This is a genomic window from Colwellia sp. MB02u-14 (assembly GCF_014076915.1).
In the GTDB taxonomy this organism is placed as follows: Bacteria; Pseudomonadota; Gammaproteobacteria; order Enterobacterales; family Alteromonadaceae; genus Colwellia_A.
Genome location: NZ_JACGUX010000068.1, coordinates 26,307 through 45,220, shown reverse-complemented (window position 1 = coordinate 45,220; position 18,914 = coordinate 26,307). Strand labels below are relative to the sequence as shown.

At 37.0% G+C, this 18,914-nt stretch carries 15 protein-coding genes and 1 pseudogene; 7 read left to right on the top strand and 9 right to left on the bottom strand.

Annotated elements, in window-relative coordinates:
* The 4 genes and pseudogenes from H4J52_RS08920 to H4J52_RS08905 form a co-directional block, all read left to right on the top strand.
* On the top strand, nucleotides 1–1,077 hold a 1,077-nt coding region (locus tag H4J52_RS08920), incomplete at its 5' end, for a PEGA domain-containing protein (protein ID WP_182224541.1).
* Nucleotides 1,078–1,427: 350 nt separating this feature from the next.
* Nucleotides 1,428–2,186, top strand: coding sequence for a hypothetical protein (locus H4J52_RS08915; protein ID WP_182224540.1), 759 nt, complete (start codon nucleotides 1,428–1,430; stop codon nucleotides 2,184–2,186).
* Between the two features lie 16 nt (nucleotides 2,187–2,202).
* A pseudogene (locus H4J52_RS08910) lies at nucleotides 2,203–2,319 on the top strand (single-stranded DNA-binding protein); the annotation flags it as partial.
* 132 nt (nucleotides 2,320–2,451) lie between these two features.
* Nucleotides 2,452–4,065, top strand: coding sequence for a PKD domain-containing protein (locus H4J52_RS08905; RefSeq protein WP_182224539.1), 1,614 nt, complete (start codon nucleotides 2,452–2,454; stop codon nucleotides 4,063–4,065).
* 617 nt (nucleotides 4,066–4,682) lie between these two features.
* Here H4J52_RS08905 and H4J52_RS08900 read toward each other — a convergent pair.
* Both H4J52_RS08900 and H4J52_RS08895 read right to left on the bottom strand, forming a co-directional pair.
* On the bottom strand, nucleotides 4,683–5,945 hold the full coding sequence (locus tag H4J52_RS08900) for a relaxase/mobilization nuclease domain-containing protein (protein ID WP_182224538.1): 1,263 nt from the start codon (nucleotides 5,943–5,945) through the stop codon (nucleotides 4,683–4,685).
* An 11-nt stretch (nucleotides 5,946–5,956) separates the two neighbouring features.
* A complete protein-coding gene (locus tag H4J52_RS08895) occupies nucleotides 5,957–6,439 on the bottom strand; it encodes a hypothetical protein (RefSeq protein ID WP_182224537.1) in 483 nt (160 codons plus the stop codon).
* A gap of 461 nt (nucleotides 6,440–6,900) precedes the next feature.
* Here H4J52_RS08895 and H4J52_RS08890 point away from each other — a divergent pair, with 461 nt between their 5' ends.
* Complete coding sequence (locus tag H4J52_RS08890; protein WP_182224536.1) at nucleotides 6,901–7,812, top strand: hypothetical protein; 912 nt, start codon at nucleotides 6,901–6,903, stop codon at nucleotides 7,810–7,812.
* Nucleotides 7,813–8,120: 308 nt separating this feature from the next.
* On the opposite strand, the gene H4J52_RS08885 is transcribed toward H4J52_RS08890, so the two are convergent.
* The 7 genes from H4J52_RS08885 to hisG form a co-directional block, all read right to left on the bottom strand.
* Entirely contained in the window at nucleotides 8,121–9,884 is a 1,764-nt protein-coding gene (locus H4J52_RS08885; RefSeq protein WP_182224535.1) for a tyrosine-type recombinase/integrase, read from the bottom strand.
* Nucleotides 9,885–10,173: 289 nt separating this feature from the next.
* Nucleotides 10,174–10,923 (bottom strand): 1-(5-phosphoribosyl)-5-[(5-phosphoribosylamino)methylideneamino]imidazole-4-carboxamide isomerase, encoded by a 750-nt coding sequence (gene hisA / locus H4J52_RS08880; protein WP_182178446.1) that lies wholly within the window; start codon nucleotides 10,921–10,923, stop codon nucleotides 10,174–10,176.
* On the bottom strand, nucleotides 10,920–11,561 hold the full coding sequence (hisH, locus tag H4J52_RS08875) for an imidazole glycerol phosphate synthase subunit HisH (protein ID WP_182224534.1): 642 nt from the start codon (nucleotides 11,559–11,561) through the stop codon (nucleotides 10,920–10,922). Before hisH ends, hisA begins: the two co-directional genes overlap by 4 nt.
* Nucleotides 11,561–12,643, bottom strand: a complete 1,083-nt coding sequence (gene hisB, locus H4J52_RS08870) for a bifunctional histidinol-phosphatase/imidazoleglycerol-phosphate dehydratase HisB (protein ID WP_182178450.1) — start codon at nucleotides 12,641–12,643, stop codon at nucleotides 11,561–11,563. The genes hisH and hisB overlap by 1 nt, the downstream gene beginning before the upstream one ends.
* A gap of 2 nt (nucleotides 12,644–12,645) precedes the next feature.
* Nucleotides 12,646–13,764, bottom strand: a complete 1,119-nt coding sequence (gene hisC, locus H4J52_RS08865) for a histidinol-phosphate transaminase (protein ID WP_182178452.1) — start codon at nucleotides 13,762–13,764, stop codon at nucleotides 12,646–12,648.
* 2 nt (nucleotides 13,765–13,766) lie between these two features.
* Nucleotides 13,767–15,065: a histidinol dehydrogenase gene (gene hisD, locus H4J52_RS08860; protein ID WP_182178454.1), complete on the bottom strand. Its 1,299-nt coding sequence runs from the start codon at nucleotides 15,063–15,065 to the stop codon at nucleotides 13,767–13,769.
* Nucleotides 15,066–15,114: 49 nt separating this feature from the next.
* The gene (gene hisG / locus H4J52_RS08855) at nucleotides 15,115–16,014 is read right to left on the bottom strand and encodes an ATP phosphoribosyltransferase (protein WP_182178456.1); all 900 of its coding nucleotides are present in this window, start codon (nucleotides 16,012–16,014) and stop codon (nucleotides 15,115–15,117) included.
* 472 nt (nucleotides 16,015–16,486) lie between these two features.
* On the opposite strand from hisG, the gene H4J52_RS08850 reads away from it, so the two are divergent.
* A complete protein-coding gene (locus H4J52_RS08850; protein ID WP_182224533.1) occupies nucleotides 16,487–16,843 on the top strand; it encodes a hypothetical protein in 357 nt (118 codons plus the stop codon).
* A 97-nt stretch (nucleotides 16,844–16,940) separates the two neighbouring features.
* Nucleotides 16,941–18,869, top strand: coding sequence for an ATP-dependent DNA helicase (locus H4J52_RS08845; protein ID WP_182224532.1), 1,929 nt, complete (start codon nucleotides 16,941–16,943; stop codon nucleotides 18,867–18,869).
* Nucleotides 18,870–18,914: the final 45 nt, after the last annotated feature.

The window sequence follows — 18,914 nt, the reverse complement described above, 5'->3', positions numbered from 1 at the left end:
AAAATAAAAATAAAAAACACAAAAATATTATCAACTCCTGATGGAGCTAAAGTTTTTATTGATAATCAGTTTTTTGGGGTCACACCTTTTCATAAATATGTACCTTTAGGAAAGCATGAATTAAAAATTGTTAAAGCAGACTATCAAGAGCTAACGAGCACCATCAATATCACCCAAGATGAAGTTCATTTATCAAGTTTCACCTTATCTATTATTGCCAAACCTAAAGTTATTGATGTTCAAACCATAAAAGAGAAAGCTAGCGGAGGAGATTTAGAATCTCAATTTCAACTAGGGGTTTTGTATTTAAAAGACAAAACAAAAATACATGATGGAATCAATTGGTTAAGACAGTCAGCAAATCAAGGTTATATGAAGGCACAACATCAATTAGCGAATGAGTATTTTGGTGGAGAAAATATTGTTCTCGATGATGAGCAAGCTTTAAAATATCACTTAATGGCAGCACATCAGAATAATTTAGGGTCACAATTTCAATTAGGGAGAATATTCTTTCATGGCTGGGGGCAAGACAAAGACCTTGAAAAGGCAATTAAGTGGTTATTAATGGCAGCAAATGGAGGCTATGTAGAGGCTTTTGGGTACTTAGGTCATATTTATGGTGGTAAAAATCATAGCGAATTTAACCAAGAAAAAGCTATTTATTGGTCTAAGCTAGGTTCAGAGTTTGGGGATGAAGCCGCATATGTGGAGCTAGGTTCCGCCTACTTATTTGGAGAAGGTGTTAATCAAGATACAAAGAATGCAGTGTTGTGGTACATGAAAGCCTTAGAGGCAAAAGATAAGGTTGTATGGTCAAATGCAGCATCTTGGTTAGGTACAATATATGAGAATGGCTTTGGGATTTCATCTGACTTTGCTAAAGCAATTTCATTTTATAATGAAGCTATTGAAATCGATGGTAATATCACAGCTGCATATAACCTAGCGAATATGTATCTACAAGGTCACGGTGTAGACGTCAGTTACCTAAAAGCCGTTGAATTAATGAAAATTGCCCATAACAAGGGTAGAAAAGATGCTACTGAATGGTTGACTCGAAACGGTGAACTATAATCTCTGCTAGCATTTACACTTGGAATAATAACTCAGGGGGAAGCTTAATCCTGAGTTCCCTCACATTACAGCTTTTCAATTACTTATAGAAAAGCTATTGAGCATTGATATCAAATTTTACTTTTATTTCTATTTATCCATTTAAATAAAACATCAGAATTGACATTGTTATACCTAGCAATATTGGATGAATAATCAGTTACCTCGTTGCCTGCGGAGTGGGGCTCAATTTAGTTAATTTAAAATCCCCTGACTTTTTTAAGTCATTAAAATATTAAAATTCAAACTTTTGTTAATTCTTACTATTTCAGCACGTTTATATAATTGAACCCAATAAAAGCGGAACAATTATGACGAACTCTGAATATTTTAATGTTGAATTAATTAGCACTACCTCACCAGCTTACAAAAGAAACAATAGAAAATATAAAAGAATAAGTGACAAAGTTCGTCAATATAAATCTGTTGATCATTATGCATCTAGCTATAACAAAGCTCTTTTGAAATGGGAGTTTGTTGTTCAAAGTATCCTTTCTTCAATATCAAATGAAAATAGAAACAGAATCCTCAAATTTACCGATAAAACATCAAATGTAAGGTTTAGAGAAATTGACTTTATAGCTGAGCCTACAGCTAATGCACTTATTTTTTGTGAATTAAAATTAAAAGAAAAATTTAATGCTGAAATAGGAAAAAAAGCATCAGGTTGGGCACAACTTAATAAATCAATATCTATAGCTGAAGAAAATTTTAATACCCTTAGTGGTCTTTCAATTTGCGTAGATATGTCACTTATATATGGTTTAGAGACTGAAGCGAATGAAGATGATTACTGTCAAATAGGCGACCTTGAAAAATCATTAACATCTCCATTATTAGAGAAACGGACTTTGTGGTTAAGCTCAATTGAAATATCAAGTCTGGCAATAAAGATGGGATTGTTAACACAGTCTGATGTTGCCGAAATGAAAAAACTTCATAAAGAATATAAAAATCCTCTATCTGTTTTGAATGACGAAACAGACCATATAAGCAATAACCCTTTTCAAAACTTATCATCATTATTTGATAACAGTGCTAATAAAAATTCACTTGAAACTCTTCATTAATAAATAAGGAAAAATCATGGCTAGCAAAGGCATTAACAAAGTAATTTTAGTCGGGAACTTAGGTCAAGAACCTGAAATACGAGTATTTCCAAGTGGCGGTTCAGTTGCCAATATCACTATTGATTGTGATGAACCACAGTTCTAAATTTGGATAATTTAAACCAGTTTGCTTTTTTGTTTATCAAACATTTTAGCTTCTTAATAGATCTAGGCTTTTTATCGTCCAGCCTAGCTCTTAATAATCACAGGACGTAGAGTATTAAAAATGAAAAATATATTTGTAACTGTTTTGCTACTGTCAACTCTTACTGCTTGCGGTGGTTCAGGAACTGATTCAGTTTCTGACTCATCACAAAATCAAGCCCCTGTAGCTAATGCAGGCATAGATCAGAATGTTGTTACAACATCAGTGGTTACACTTGATGCTAGTGCGAGTTCTGACTCTGATGGTGACACCCTGTCTTATTCATGGTCATTAACATCATTACCTGAAAATAGTGGTGCATCATTAACTAATTCAACGGGAGCTTCACCTACTTTTACTACTGATATTGATGGTTCATATGTTGCTCAACTTCTTGTTAATGATGGTACAGAAAATAGTGTTGCTGACACTGTGACTATTGTTGCAACAACACCAAACTCTGTTCCTGTTGCAGAGGCAGGTACAGATCAAAATGTTGTAACCACAACTATAGTGACACTAGATGCTAGTGCAAGTTCTGACTCTGATGGTGACACCCTGTCTTATTCATGGTCATTAACATCATTACCTGAAAATAGCAGTGCATCATTAAGTGATTCATCTAGTGCTGTACCAACATTTACGGCTGATCTTGATGGCACATATGTCGCGCAACTTATCGTTAATGATGGCACTGATGATAGTGTAGCTGATACTGTAATTATAGTGGCAGAAACAGCAAACTCTATTCCCGTAGCTAATGCAGGTAATGATCAGAATGTAGTTACCACATCAGTGGTTACACTTGATGCTAGTGCAAGTTCAGATTCTGATGGTGATACATTAACGTATACATGGTCATTAACAACTTTACCTGAAAATAGCAGTGCATCATTAAGTGATTCATTTAGTGCTGTACCAACATTTACGACAGACCTTGATGGTTCATATGTTGCACAACTGATTGTTAATGATGGCACCGAAGATAGTGTAGCTGACACTATAACTATTATTGCAGCAACAGAAAATTCTATTCCTGTAGCTAATGCAGGCATAGATAAGAACATACTCGCTGGGAATATGGTGTCACTTGATGCAAGTGGAAGTTCAGATGCTGATGGCGATCTCTTATCATATACCTGGTCTTTTGTATCAAAACCAACTGGAAGTAGTTCTGTACTTGATAATGAACAAGCCGAAACTCCAAGTTTCACACCTGATTTGGATGGTAGTTATGTTTTTAGTTTAATTGTTAATGATGGTTTGGAAGATAGTTTATCTGATAATGTTACAATTGAAGCAATACAACCTAAAGTCAGATTATATAAAGATAGTGGGAGCTTTTTTGGAGGAACCTTTAATGAGGTTTCATTACCATACTCATCAAATGGAACGGTAACTGCGAGTGTATCAGGTATTCCAACCCCTACAACGTACTCATTGGGCACTTTTAAATTGCTAGCTGAAGGGCAAAACTTTACGGTTATCAATGTTACTGTGACTGATAATACGACACAAGTTACTCCATATTTTACAGTTATATCTGATGATTATGAGTTAGTTGATGGTACGGAAGTTGAATTTGAATTAATTTCACCTTTAACTAGAGGAGCTACAGTAACGCTTCATTTTAGTTTTGAAATTCAAGAAACAGGTGATGCATTTTCTTCTAGTTATACATTTACTAGTAATTAAAACAAAGCCTACAAGTTGTTTAAATGGAAAATAACGGTTGGCTATCCAACTGTTATTTTCTGCTTGCCAAACGTACCGATACAAAAGCGAATTTGAATTCAGCACTAATCAGTTAGTGCTGTTGTCTTTAATGTAGTAAATAAGAGCCTTCAGGCATCAAATCACATCGTCCCCAATGAGTTTGCAGCGGTCATAGCTACTGTTCATATTCTATAACTGTATTTTGTTTGTTTGATAATGAAATTAGTCTCAAAACTGATTTTGTGACCGTCCGCTATGCCAATGACTTTCAACTCAGCTATCGACTTGCTTAGATCAACTAACTGATGTTCAGTTGACCGATATAAACACTCTTAATTTCAAATCCTTACTTCTTATTGGTTCACAAAGTGAACTTTTTATTAGTGGCAAACCTAATGTTATTAGGTGGTAAGAGTGAATGTCATTAGGTGGCAGTGTTGGGTGATAATGACGGGCAGTTCAGATTTGATTGGTTGGCTCAATTGATGTAATTGTTCATATAGGTCGATATCGATTCGACATACTATTAATCGAAAGTTAAATTGTTTTTTTTGTCCATTTTTGGATTATGGAACCTTTTTCATGCGGCTAATTAATCAACATAATTCAGTTTCTCCACCACCTCCACCACCTCCGTCGATCCAATTTTTATGGTCAGCTTTCAACTGATTAAACGTTTCTTCTTTTTCAACCAAATTGTAATCAACTGAATTTTGGTAAAGGTAATCGTTATGCTCTTTTTGTTCCCATTTAAACTGCTTGTCTGAGCCAAATAGAGCCTTAAGTAATTCCATTATAGTTTGACTCATAATCATTATTTGATATGCCTGTTTTGAGCTACAGAAAGTAAAACCAGCACTTAATTTTGCGTTGCTTCTTTTACGCACTTTTACCTTCGCTTTAAACACTTTAATTTTAGCAAACTGCACTTCAGTAATATCAACAGAGATGCTTAGTTTAAGTTCATTGTTGCCAATGCCAAAAGCTGCGTTATCACGCTCTGGCACGTAGCTAACGCCTTCTTTTCTCTGAAGATTTGGAAATGTCAGCCTGCTTTTTTTAATCCTGCTGGCAGCCAACCATGCACCGTCATCGGCTTTAAATGAAAGACCAATTATCTTACCCTCATCATCCAGTCTTGCTTTAACTTCAATGCCTTTATTAGCTAGAGCAAGAACAAGTTTTGTCATCGTGTTCGGTAGTTTGCCGCCATTTTCAGTTTGAATTTGATTAAATCTGGCTCTGATGATCGCACCCCAGTCACTAGATTCTGCTTCTTTGCGTGAACCGTAATGCTTTAGTTCGCCTTTGCTAAAGTGCTTGCCCCAATTTTGATCTGGGCTTTCAAGTTTTTGTAGATTGTATTTATTTTCAAGCCTTCTTATAGAGTCAAATCCAAGCATTACATCGTTTTGCGTTTTAACAAGCTCGCCATCGCCTTTTACCATACAAGTAAAAATGTGAACATGAGAATGCTCTTTATCGTCATGCTGACAAGCAATCCACTTGCAGCTGTTGTCATAGCCAAGGGCAGGTAAGTAGTCGCTATTGATGTGCTCGAACCATTGATGCGGCTCTAGTTGTTCACCTGGAGCCAAGGAAATAATGTAATGCTTAAATAGCTTTCTGCCTTTGCTTTTGTGAAGATCAGCTTGCTCTTCAAATTCTTTAGCAAGCTCTGAAACATCAATGTTTTCAGGAAGACCAAATTTATTTCGTTCGATTGGATCTTGTGTAAATACATTGCCGCCGATATGCTTGATGAGATTAACATCATGCTCGTGGCCTTCACCACGATATATATAGCTTAATGTTGGTGCAGCTTTTGCTCTTCGAGCTGTTACTTTATGAACTGTCATGTGCCTTCTCCTTAAGCTGCTCTATTTTGAATATTTGCAAGCATATCGAGAATGGTGAAGCCATCAGGTAAACAAATTTGCGTTGATTCTTTGTGGCTATTAATTTCAGCTTGGACTTCTTTTAATTCTAGAAGTGCACTTTGTAATTCAGTTCTAAAAGCCTCTAGGTGCTTCACGTTGCCAGCGGAATGAGTGAATGCTATTGCTTGATTAATATTGTTTGCAATGCCGGAAATTGAACGTTGAAGGTCTTTATTAACTTCAACTGGTACTTCGTAACTGAAACGGCCATTGTTCACTAAGCGATAAAGAACATCATAAGCAAAACGGGATAATTGCTTGTAGCCTGCTTTTTCTTGATGCTCAGCGAACCATTCTTTTTCTGCTTTAGTGACGAATAACTTGATTGTCTGATCACGTTTATCGATAGCCTTAACTTCAGGTCTGCCTTTTCTGAGCTTTTTTATTGTTTCTACGTTGTTTGAATTTGACATGATGTTCACCTTTATTATTCTTGTTTTTGGTTTAAAGCGCAGAACCCAACGGGTTTGAGCATCCACTTTTTATAGTCTTCAAATGTAGCGATAGCGTTAAAACATTTTAAAGAACTATAAAAGATAGCTGGCTACCCTTTACTACCCTTTACTCAATATAAATATTATATCATTTAATAATTGGCTGGTGGTAATACTATTTCGCTGTATAATAGAAAGTAATTTAATGTCAGTAATGTATTGTTAGTAAGTACTGACATTTTTTATAATGCATTTATATTTACCATACACCTATTAAATAAGGCTTTAAAAGTGACTGGGATGACAATGTTGATGTCACTGACGACAATGCTGATGTCTAGATATAATTGTTTTATATTTACAATTGCTTATATTTTTGATATACTTTATCGTAATTAAATTAACTAACACATTGACTTATATCGAAGAAAGGGAATTATATGGCTGGTCGCAAAAAATTATCAGAGCTAGACAAGGCTAAAAGTAAGGCTTCGCGTCTATATTGGAAACATCAAGATACTTTAACCACTGAATTCTCGGAAGAACATGTAGCTAAAGAACTTCAGTTTTCAACTTCTGAAAAGCAAATGGGTAGACCACCGTTAAAGCTATCGTTAATACAAAACAGAGCTTTGAAAGATTATAGTGAGTCATTAGCTGATTATAGAGAAATAGAGCAAAATGAAGGGGTTGAGGCTGTTTCAGACAATGAAATTATTGATTATAAAAAATCTGATCGGGCAGGTCGAAAAGCTAAAGATGAAATTCTTCATATAAAAAAATACATTAGACGTACACAAAGACAAATTAATGATATTAAAGCTCAAGATAATTCTGATTTTGCATTGGAGCACGAAGGACCTGGGAGGCCAGGGAAAAGCAAGCTTGATAAGATTGCATTATACCAACAGCGTATAGATGATGCAGAACTTGAGATTGAAAAGCTTATGATTGATAAAGCTGCTCATGAGATTGTTTATTATGAATTATTTGAGCTCAAGAATGATCGTCGAACACTGGTAGTTGAACAGAAAAAGCATAATGAAGACTCAAACGAATTTATTGGGTTTGCAAAAGATATTGGTTTGCTTGATGAGCGTATAAAGCCGATACAGGCTGAATATGATAAAGCGCTGGAGTTGGCTGGCTTAAAGCATGTTAGATCTGCTCCTTCCGCTCGTGCGCGTCCTGCGACTGAAGTTGAGGCAGGCGGTTGGTCTGCTTCAGAACAATCAAGTGTAAAAGTTAATGAGTCTTCAGAAGTTGATAAGCTGAAAGCTGAAATGCAGGAAATGAAAAAGATGATGATGGAACAAGCTGAGCTAATTAAAGCATTAACAAATAAAGATTAACTTATTGATTGGCCAGCTTCGCTGGAGGTAGGCCAGTTATCTTTTCCTTGTTTAATATACCTTTTCTGTCGAAGTGTGTCTAAGCAGTTGCTTTTTGTTAGTTTTGTTGTTGCAAGGGGAGAGAGTCAGCATAACCTGATATAAAACGATTGACTCTCATGCTTTGCTAATGAAATTTTATCATTAATGCTTCGCACTCACCTATAGTGAAAGAGCACAAAGAATAACTGGCTTAATTCGGCGTAGCCGGTAAAAAAAGAACAATCTTGAGCACAAAAAAGCAGTCAAACTAGACTGCTTAATTAATATTATTCAAAGTCGGCATCTTCAAATTTAGCGTTTTCTGTTGTTGTGCTATCAAGTGTTTTATAGATAGCAGGATGTAAAGCTTTTACAGCTAGCATCATTCGTATTAAGTCACTTACTTTGCTTTCTGCTTTGTCTTTAAACTGAGCTGTTAATTCATCATATATATCTTTATCAATTCTTATATTTGACAATGATTTGGTTTTTTTTGTGTGTTTGTATTTTTTTGGCTCAACAAAGCTTAAAATATAAGCGCATATTTCTTCACTTGTTTCTTTAAATACTTCTCTGTTTGTATGTATGTAGCCAGACGTTACATCAAAGTAATTTTGAGTGTGAAATACTAAGCGCTTAAGCGTGTAAATATTGATATTTAAACCATTTCCGTAAGTTAAAAATGTTTTGCGATAAATGCCGGTCGGATAGTGTCTGATACCTGAAATTTTTGACACAATAACTTCGTAATGATGCTGATTTGGCTTAATGTATTTACTTTCAAAAACGTTTAAAAACACATGTTCATCATCATAATTTTTTGTTGGTTTTTCATAACCATTTTTCACCGCTAACATTTTTTTCTTTTTAATCTCTCTAAGCTCATCAATTACTGCAACAGCTTGATGGTTCAGCGGTATTTTATATATTTCTTTACCTTGCTTGAGTTTTTTTTTGGCTGCTCTATCATCCCAAGAAATTGTTGTAATGCCATCTTCAATTTCAATCTGATCCCATTCGATAGTTGCTACATCCCCAGGTCTCCAACCTGTCCAAAACAGAAATCTTAAAAAATAATGAGCACGAACAGCACCAGGGATTGGTTTGTTTACATATTTTTGGGTTTTGTTATTTAAATCTGGCGTGTTTTTAAGTGTTTTTAAAGACATTATCGCATCATAATGAGCTTTTATATCTTTAGTGTCTAAACTCTCATTTCTTCTTGTGCTATGTCCACCAGGGTTATTCCAGTGCCCTTTGCCTTGGTTCATAATTTTTGTAGGATTTCTTTTTATATAATTTTCGTTGTGACGCTCATTAATAACCTCTCTCGCTATGTCATACAGATGTCCGATAAATTGAATAACTCTATCACCTTCGGTCTCTGCTTTATTATCACCATGTCCATGGCTATTAGTAATATTTATATGTATTTTTAAAATTGATTGTGAGCTTATCTCGTTTAGATTAGCATCAATTAAAGATTTTAGATTTGATGTATTTCTATTGTAAACATTAGTATTAATAATTTGAGACTCATTCTCGATATCTTTCCAATCTGATTTTTTATTGATATGAACGAAGCTAATAATTTTTTTTTGGCGTTCGTACCGCTCAATTGTTGAATCTTTTATTTTTCTATCGCTCATATATATTTTATAAGCATCTCCAACTGTGTAAACCCTACTTTTCTCAAGCTCTATTTTTAACTCAATATAAGGATCTTTTCCACTTGCCATCCACTGTATAAATCTTCCAGCTTCTTTCCTTGCCATAGCTACAGGTTTTTCACCAACTTGACAAATAATCCTTTTCTTTGCGCCTCCGGCAGCTGAACGAATTCGCTTCTCAACAAAATAGACAGCTTTGCCTGATGGATACGCACGAATTCTTAACCCGTTTGCATCTTGAGCTGTATCTCTAAATACTTTTTCAGCGAAAACTGGATGTTTAGTGTTTACAAATTTTTGGGTATTAGTAGCAGAGAAGTCGAAATCTTCAACTTGATCTTGAGGAAATATCTTAGCAAGAGAACTTATTTTGTTAGCCATAAAACACCTGTAAATTTAGTGAATAAAGCCTGCATAAATCGTGAATAAAAACGTGTTGATGGTATTTTTATCGGAGACATATAGGCTACACTCGATCGGATGTCACCCGAAAAAAGATACTTATAGGATACACTTGATATATTTTATTGCTAATATTATTTTTAAGAATATAAGCGCTAGTTAATGAATCTCTTTTAAACAAAGGGGTTAGAGGTTGTTTTTATTTGTTTCATTAACAGCTGCTTATTTAATCTTACGTCTGGTTAAGGAATAATTCTTTTTGCTAACATTAGACTTTACCCTTAGCATTTGGCCAACATGCAATTGCCTCTTCAAGTGTGAATTTACCTTCGAGTAATGAGCGGCCTAGAATAACACCACTAACACCGGTTGGAATCAGTGCTTTTATGTCTTCAAGACTGCCAATACCACCTGAAGCTTGCCACTGGATATCTGGATATTTTGCGCAAACCTCTCGATATAAATCAACATTGGTTCCTGTTAATGTCCCGTCTTTACTGATATCAGTGCAGAGCACGTGTTTAATGCCTGCATCTTGGTATTGGGCAAGCAAGTCTTCTAAATTAACGCCACTGTCTTCAATCCAGCCATGGGTAGGCAGTGTTTTATTACCGTTGGCATCAATTTTAATATCAAGGGCTAAGACAATTTTTTCACTGCCATAGGTCGTTACCCATTGAGTAACGAGTTCAGGTTGCTTAATCGCTAAGCTACCAATAACCACACGGTCGGCACCAAGTGCTAATAGTTGTTTTACGTCTTCTTCGCAGCGTATACCTCCGCCCACCTGTATGGTCATGGTTGGGTGTTTAACAACGGTTTTTAAGGTTTCAAGTTGACGTTTAGTGGAATCTTTTGCGCCATCTAAATCAACAAAGTGCATCACGGTTGCGCCTGATTTAGCATACGCTTGCTGACGCTCTTGAACCGTGTATTGGTAGTTCGTCTTTTGGTTGTAGTCGCCCTGAAATAAACGGACTACTTCGCCGTTTATTAAATCTATTGCGGGTATCATCATGATGTCAGTATCTCTGTTGAGTCGAGCTTTAAAAAATTCTTAATAATTTTACTGCCTAATTCACTTGAACGTTCAGGATGAAATTGACAACCAATAAAGTTATTTTTTGTGATGGCTGCTGAAAATTCACTGCCATATTTACAAGCTGCAGCGGTATATTCACTTATTGGTGCAGCAAAGCTATGGACAAAATAAAAATAGTCGCCGATATTAATCCCATTAAATACTGGGTGATCAGTCATAGAAGTTAGCGTGTTCCAGCCCATATGGGGCAGTCTATTGTTTTTAGCATTCAAGGGGACAATATCGGTGTTAATAATACCTAAACATTCAACTTTTTCACCCTCACTGCTTTCCAATGATGAATTACACATTAACTGCATGCCTAAACAAAAACCTAAAACAGGTTGAGTTAAGTTTTGTAATGTTTCTACTAACCCCTTAGCTCTAATATTTGCCATCGCATGTTTTGCAGTGCCAACACCGGGCAGTATCACTTTTTTAGCTTTTTTAATCGTCTCAATATCATCAGTGATGATGACTTGAAAACCTAACCGTTCTACCGCGAATTTTACTGATGATAAGTTGGCGCAGCCAGTATCAACAATAACGTTCATGGTTGCTTTTTCAGCAGACATCACAGAGTACCTTTAGTGCTAGGGAGTACATCGCCACTTACCGTAATTGCTTGGCGTAATGCTCGGCCAAACACCTTAAATAAACTTTCTACTTGGTGATGACAGTTACCTTCGGTTGTTGAAAGGTGCAGGGTAATTGCCATCGAGTCTGCAAGTGAACGGAAAAAGTGTGAAACCATTTGCGTCGACATATTGCCTACTCTGTTATCTGTAAAGTCAGCATCAAATTCAAGCCACGGACGACCTGATAAATCGATAGAGCATTCCGCGCGACATTCATCCATCGGCAGTACAAAACCAAAACGACCAATGCCACGTTTGTCACCTAATGCTTTTCTCAGTGCTTGACCAAGTGCTAGAGCGGTATCTTCAACACTATGATGTTCATCAATGTGATAATCACCATCGACGCTAACGTCTAATGAAAAACCACCATGAGCAGCGATTTGCTCAAGCATGTGATCGAAAAAGCCTAAGCCGGTATTAATTTTTACGATGCCGATTTTATCTAAATTAACGCTAACATTAATATTGGTTTCTTTGGTGGTACGAACAACTTTAGCTTCACGTTGTTGTTGGTTCAATAATTGTGCTGAGATTGCCAACCAATTTAAGTTTTCTCTGTTATATTTTATTCCCTCAATACCCATGTTAGCAGCAAGTTGTATATCGGTTTCACGATCGCCAATGACAAAAGAATTTTCGAAGTTGACTTTACCTTGCTGTAAGTAATCACTGACTAAGCCAAGTTTCGGTTTACGACAACTGCAATTTTCATTGTCAAAATGTGGGCAAAGCAGTACATCATCAAATATAACGCCTTGTGATGAAAATATATCCATCATCTTGTTGTGGGGTAAATCAAAGTCGGCTTGTGGATAACTAATCGTTCCTAAACCATCTTGGTTTGACACCATGACTAAACGAAAGCCCTTTTTTTGCAGTGCTAATAAGACAGGGATGACGTTAGGTTCAAAAACTAATTTCTCAAGGGTATCTACTTGCTTATCAGAAACTGGCTCTTCAATTAAAGTACCATCTCTGTCGATAAATAATATGTTTTGTTTTTTTGTATTGAGCATTTTTAGGTCTCTGATTTAACTTGTGAAAAGGCATTGGCGATCGTGTTTTTGAGTAGCGATAGCTCACGTTCACTACCAATACTAATACGTAAGCAATCGGCTAATTGCTGTTGCGCTGATTGGTCGCGAATTAAAATACCTTGTTGTTTAAGGCAATCGAAAATAAAGTTTTTGGTATCTGTATCTACGGCGCGAAATAAAATGAAGTTAGCATCACTATTAAAAACGTTAACACACCAGTCTTGGCCTTTCAGCCAATCGAATAGTTGGATACGTAAAATTACGGTTTCTTGAACACGGATAGTCACTTGTTCAAGCCCTTTTTTTGCCAATGCGGAGCTTGCAATATCAGCGACGGGCGCTGATATTGGGTAAGGAGCAATAACCTTGCTGAGCATTGTTATAATATCTGCGTTAGCTAAGGTAAAGCCACATCGTAGGCCTGCGAGTGCAAATGCTTTCGATAACGTTCTTAGTATAACCAACTGTGGGTAATCTTTTAACCAATTCGCCGTGCTCTTTTCAGGGCTAAATTCAATATAAGCTTCGTCAACAACAACAATCGCGGTGTCACCAAACATCTCAAGTGCTGCACGAATCGAGTTGGTTGTTAATACATTACCTGTTGGGTTGCCGGGTGAGCACAAAAAAACCACTTTTACTTTACCCACTTGAGCTTTCATTGCTTCAATATCAAGTTGGTTATCAACTAATGGTACGCGCGTAATACCTGCACCGTGATTCTCAGCGCTAATCGCATACATACCGTAGGTCGGCGGACAGATTAAAATGCTGTCTTGATAAGCTTTACTAAAGGTACGTATGATAAGTTCAATACCTTCATCAGCGCCGCGAGTAGCAAGAATATTGGTTGGCATTACCCCTGAATATTCACTATAAGCTTTGATTAAATTATCAGGTTGAAAGTCTGGATAACGGTTAATACAGCTACTATTTAAAGTATATATTCCCGGCCCAGAGGCTTCATTGGCATTAAGCCAAATCTTATGACTTGTTGTCGAAGATGAGTCACTGCCACTTGCATACAGTCGTCTTGCTGATTGATAGGGCACCATATCAACAAGTTCTTCGCGGGCAAGTTTATCGGCTATTGTTGACATAATTATTCCTCTAACCTGATCGTTACGGCTCGTTTGTGACCATCTAAACCTTCAGCATCCGTTAGCTCAGTTATGCATTCGGCAATATTCATCAAGCCTTGTTTAGTGATTTCTTGCACCGTAAATCGTCGAGAAAAATCAGCTAATGACAAACTAGAAATGACCTTTGAATAACCGTAAGTGGGTAAAACATGATTGGTACCACTGGCGTAATCACCTGCAGACTCTGGGGTATATTCACCAACAAATATTGAACCAGCATTACGTAAAGTTTTTAATAATTCTTGGGCATTATCAGTTTGAATGATTAAGTGCTCAGGCGCATAACGGTTAGAGACCTCAACCGCTGTTGATAAATTATCAACTAAAATTAATCGACTTTGAGTGAGCGCTTGTTCTGCTATTTTTTGGCGAGACAGTACGGCTACCTGAGTTAATAACTCACGTTGAACGTTAGCGATTAATTCAGCGCTGTCAGATAATAAAATAACCTGGCTATCAGGACCGTGCTCCGCTTGAGAGAGCAAGTCAGCAGCGATAAAGCTTGCTTTTGCGTTTGCATCAGCAATAACTAAAACTTCAGAAGGGCCTGCAGGCATATCAATAGCAAAACCATTTATTTGCTGAGCCAGCTGCTTTTTCGCTTCGGTAACATATTTATTGCCAGGACCAAATATTTTGTTAACGGGTTTTATTGTCTCAGTGCCAAAAGCCATTGCTGCACAACCATGTGCGCCACCGACCGTATAAATTTCATCAATTTCACATAATTTTGCGGCAACAAGAATTTCGTCAGCAAGTTTACCGTTAATGTCAGGAGGACAAACTAAAACAGTACGTGGACATTTTGCTAGCTGCGATGGAACACCAAGCATTAATACCGTTGAAGGCAATGGAGCAGAACCGGCAGGAATATATAAACCAACGCTTTCTATTGCTTCCGTTTTTAACGTACAACGTACACCAGGTGCCGTTTCTACGGTAATATCTTCAGATAATTGTGCTTGATGAAAACGCTTGATTTGCCCATAGGCGGTTTCAATGGCTTTTAATCTTTTAGCCGACAATGCTGCTCGTGCTGTTGTTATTTGTTCATCAGTAACGGTTAATGTTGTCAGCTTTACACCATCAAATTTCTCCGTTAATTCATAAAGCGCTTTGTCGCCATTTCGTTTCACGTTATTTAATATGTTTTCAACTTGCTGCGAAAGTAAGCCGCTTTCATTTATCTCTGGTCGAGCTAGCGCTGATTGCTGCTCACGTTTTGATAATGCTTGCCAATCAATCATTTTATTTTCCATTACCTTAATCCTAACCTTTATACTTTACTTGTCGTGAAGATGATGATCATTAACCCATCATTTTTTCAATGGGCATAACCAATATAGAGTTACAGCCTAGTGCATTAAGCTTTTCCATGGTTTCCCAAAAGAAAGTTTCTGTCGCAACAACATGTACCGCAACTAAATCATCTCGACCGGCCAAAGGCAAAATTGTGGGTGTTTCTTTACCTGGCATAAGGGCACTTACTTCAGCTATTTTGTCTTTTGGTGCATGTAACATAATGTACTTGCTTTCTTTTGCCTTTATGACCCCTTGAATACGTGGCAGTAGTGTATCGAGAATACTTTGCTTTTCACTACACAATGGGTCAGCTGTTTGAATAAGAGATGCTTTAGATTTAAAAATCTGTTCAACTTCAACCAAACCATTAGCTTCTAATGTTGCGCCGGTTGAGACTAAGTCACATATACCGTCAGACAAACCAACACGCGGTGCAACTTCGACGGAGCCTTTTAATAAACAAAATTCAACATTGATACCTTTGTCTTTTGCATAACGATTAAGTAGCTGCGGGTAAGTGGTTGCAAAACGCAAACCGTCTAAACTTTTGATGCCTTGATAATCAAAACCTTCAGGCATCGCAATCGATAAACGACAGCCACCAAAGTTAAGGGGTGAAGTACGAATATATTGAGACTTTTGACCCATGAGTTCGCGTTCTAACGCGGCTTCTTCTAAGGTGTTGTCACCGACAATACCTAAATCACAAACCCCGTCCATAACTAAACCTGGAATGTCAGAGCTACGAACGCGCATGATATCGATAGGCATATTAGCAACATGTGCTAACAAGCGTCGGTCAGTAACATTGAGCGTTAAACCACAACGTTTGAGTAAAGCTTGAGTGTCGTCACTTAAACGACCTGATTTTTGCATAGCGATGCGTAAGCGAGTTTCTGTTGTCATGTTTGTATTTCCTTTAATAAAATCTTTGACCAAAATTGTGGTACGTGTATATACAATTTCAAGGCCTATAAAATGCGAAAAACCCCCGAGAGAGATAGACTCTTTCGGGGGTTAGATCTGAGTTATATAACTCGCCGAAAGGTCAATGCCCCTCAGCGAATGAACCTGAGCGGCTAATCGATATGGTGATGATGGCGATGTAATGTGCTTAGGTTAATGTTCATATTGTACTCGTTATCTGTTTTTATTTACTAACAAGTTACTTAACTTGTACTGTTAATATGGTAAATAATTTAACGAAAGATTCATTTCGTTAAGATTATTCTCTAATTGGTACTTACAGTACTGATTATTTTTATAATGGGCAAGTAATAAATAAGTTGTTCTTATAAAATAATCGCATAAGGTTATAAAGAATTCTAAAAAATGGTCGATACTTAAATTAACAGGTTAATAAAAGGTTAAACAATTAATGGATATTTTTACCACCGTATTAACACGTGTTGTACAGGTGCAAATTAAACCAGAACGCTTACGTGTAAAAGCTTTAGCTAAAGAACCTTCAATTAATAAGTTAACGGATGACCCTGATCATATTGAAAGTCATGAAAACTATGTTGACTTTTCTAAAGAGAATTCAGAAAAAAAACAAGAGCACAAAAATCAGAATCAGCACCCAGAGAGTATCTTAGAGGTTGAAGACGATATTGCCGACAATCGTGTAGATGAAATATCAGGAGTGATCACCCACAAAGAAGAGCTGATTCACCCCGTAAAAAAACATGATGAACTTGATGAAGACATCCATCATTTAGATCTTTTTGTTTAAAGTTTCTATCAAACACAGACTACATTAATGGAATGTGTATTTCTCTCTGGCTTTTTATTCTTTATACTGGCGACAATATTTATTAGTAGTATTTTTCATGACACTCGTTGAACAAGCATTTTCATCCTCAGGTATTCTCGCTAAAGTGCTTTCCGGCTATTCTCCGAGGCAGGCTCAAATTGATATGGCGATAGATGTTGAACGCGCCATAGAACATAAAAGTTGCTTAATTGTTGAAGCAGGTACGGGGACCGGCAAAACCTTTGCTTATTTGATACCTTCATTGCTTTCAGAAAAAAAAGTGATTGTTTCAACGGGGACGAAAAACTTACAAGAGCAATTGTTTCATAAAGATATTCCGCTTATTCTTAATGCCATGGCGACTAATGTGCAAATTGCCTTACTAAAAGGGCGAGCAAATTACCTGTGTATTTATCGCCTTGAACTTTATGTAAAAGAGCGAGGGCAATTGGATGCAGCAATGCTGACAGATTTTGTCAAAATTCGTTCATGGGCAACATCAACCCGTAGCGGAGATATTGGCGAAATAGTTGATGTAGCCGAAGACTCCGGCATATTTCCTTTTGTTACCAGTACCACCGATAATTGTTTGGCAAAAGATTGCCCTAATTTTGACGACTGTTATTTAGTTCAAGCACGTAAAAAAGCCATTGACGCTGATGTGTTGGTGGTTAATCACCATTTGTTTTTTGCTGATATGGCGCTAAAAGATACCGGTTTTGGTGAACTTATTCCCAAGGCTGATGTGGTCATTTTTGATGAAGCTCATCAAATTCCTGATATTGCGAGTGAATACTTTGGTGAAGCTTTTTCTACTAAGCAAGTGCTTGATTTATGCTCTGATGTTATTCAAATATATAAAACAACATTGACTGATGTGAAGCAACTCGGAAAAGCGGCGGAGAAATGTCAAAAGGCTGCACAAGAGTTTAGGTTGTTATTTTACCATGATCCAGAACGAGGCAATTGGCGAGAAAAATATCGTCAACCAAGATTTGAACAGGCATTTGCTGCATTAAAAACTGATCTCGATTTTCTGTATCAAGTGATTAAATTATGTATCTCACGTAATGAAGCCATTGATAATTGTTATGAGCGTGCGGTAGATATACTTGCTAAATACGACATTATGGCGAATGTTGACATAGATGGTATGAGTTTTTGGTATGAAACGACTCGTCGGCATGTGGTCTTACACTTAACTCCCTTAAGTGTTGCTGACAAATTTAGTGACTATATTGCTAAATCAGAGGCGGGTTGGGTGTTTACTTCAGCCACTTTAGCAGTAAATGGTGGCTTTGATCATTTTTCTCAGCAATTAGGGTTGAATTTAGCCAAAACTAAAGCGGCAACGTTACTTGTTGATAGTCCGTTTGATTATCAAGCGCAGTCACAACTCGTGGTGCCACGTTACTTACCTGATGCTCAGCACCATGGTCGAGCATTAGCATTAGCTGAATTAGCAATACCTTTAATTTTGGCGAGTCAGGGCGCTTGTTTCTTATTGTTCACGAGCTATAGAATGTTAAATCAAGTGGCTGATATTTTAGCCGAAAAGATTGAATCCCCCTTATTAGTGCAGGGGCGAATGAGTAAAGGACTTTTATTAGCTGCTTTTATCGATAATCCGCAAGCGATTTTATTGGCAACGGCAAGTTTCTGGGAAGGCGTTGATGTGCGAGGCGACAAATTAACTTGTGTGATCATTGATAAATTACCGTTCGCTTCGCCTGATGACCCCATGTTGCAGGCGCGTTGTGAGGATGTTCGACGTCGTGGTGGCGATCCTTTTGCTGAAATTCAATTACCGCAAGCTGTTATAGCATTAAAACAGGGCGTTGGTCGTTTAATTCGAGATGTTACCGACCAAGGCGTCATGGTAATATGCGACGATAGGCTAGTGAATCGACCTTATGGTGAAGTCTTTTTAAAAAGCTTACCAACGATGAAACGCAGTCGAGATATTGAGCAAGCAAGCCGATTTTTGACCACGTTATCGAAATAACAGATAATTTAAAAAGCAATAACGACACATTTTAGAGAGAATAAT

Coding starts and splice junctions, on each gene's coding strand:
- H4J52_RS08915 (WP_182224540.1), top strand. CDS start 1,428: ATGACGAACTCTGAATATTTTAATGTTGAATTAATTAGCACTACCTCA.
- H4J52_RS08905 (WP_182224539.1), top strand. CDS start 2,452: ATGAAAAATATATTTGTAACTGTTTTGCTACTGTCAACTCTTACTGCT.
- H4J52_RS08900 (WP_182224538.1), bottom strand. CDS start 5,945: ATGACAGTTCATAAAGTAACAGCTCGAAGAGCAAAAGCTGCACCAACA.
- H4J52_RS08895 (WP_182224537.1), bottom strand. CDS start 6,439: ATGTCAAATTCAAACAACGTAGAAACAATAAAAAAGCTCAGAAAAGGC.
- H4J52_RS08890 (WP_182224536.1), top strand. CDS start 6,901: ATGGCTGGTCGCAAAAAATTATCAGAGCTAGACAAGGCTAAAAGTAAG.
- H4J52_RS08885 (WP_182224535.1), bottom strand. CDS start 9,884: ATGGCTAACAAAATAAGTTCTCTTGCTAAGATATTTCCTCAAGATCAA.
- hisA (WP_182178446.1), bottom strand. CDS start 10,923: ATGATGATACCCGCAATAGATTTAATAAACGGCGAAGTAGTCCGTTTA.
- hisH (WP_182224534.1), bottom strand. CDS start 11,561: ATGTCTGCTGAAAAAGCAACCATGAACGTTATTGTTGATACTGGCTGC.
- hisB (WP_182178450.1), bottom strand. CDS start 12,643: ATGCTCAATACAAAAAAACAAAACATATTATTTATCGACAGAGATGGT.
- hisC (WP_182178452.1), bottom strand. CDS start 13,764: ATGTCAACAATAGCCGATAAACTTGCCCGCGAAGAACTTGTTGATATG.
- hisD (WP_182178454.1), bottom strand. CDS start 15,065: ATGGAAAATAAAATGATTGATTGGCAAGCATTATCAAAACGTGAGCAG.
- hisG (WP_182178456.1), bottom strand. CDS start 16,014: ATGACAACAGAAACTCGCTTACGCATCGCTATGCAAAAATCAGGTCGT.
- H4J52_RS08850 (WP_182224533.1), top strand. CDS start 16,487: ATGGATATTTTTACCACCGTATTAACACGTGTTGTACAGGTGCAAATT.
- H4J52_RS08845 (WP_182224532.1), top strand. CDS start 16,941: ATGACACTCGTTGAACAAGCATTTTCATCCTCAGGTATTCTCGCTAAA.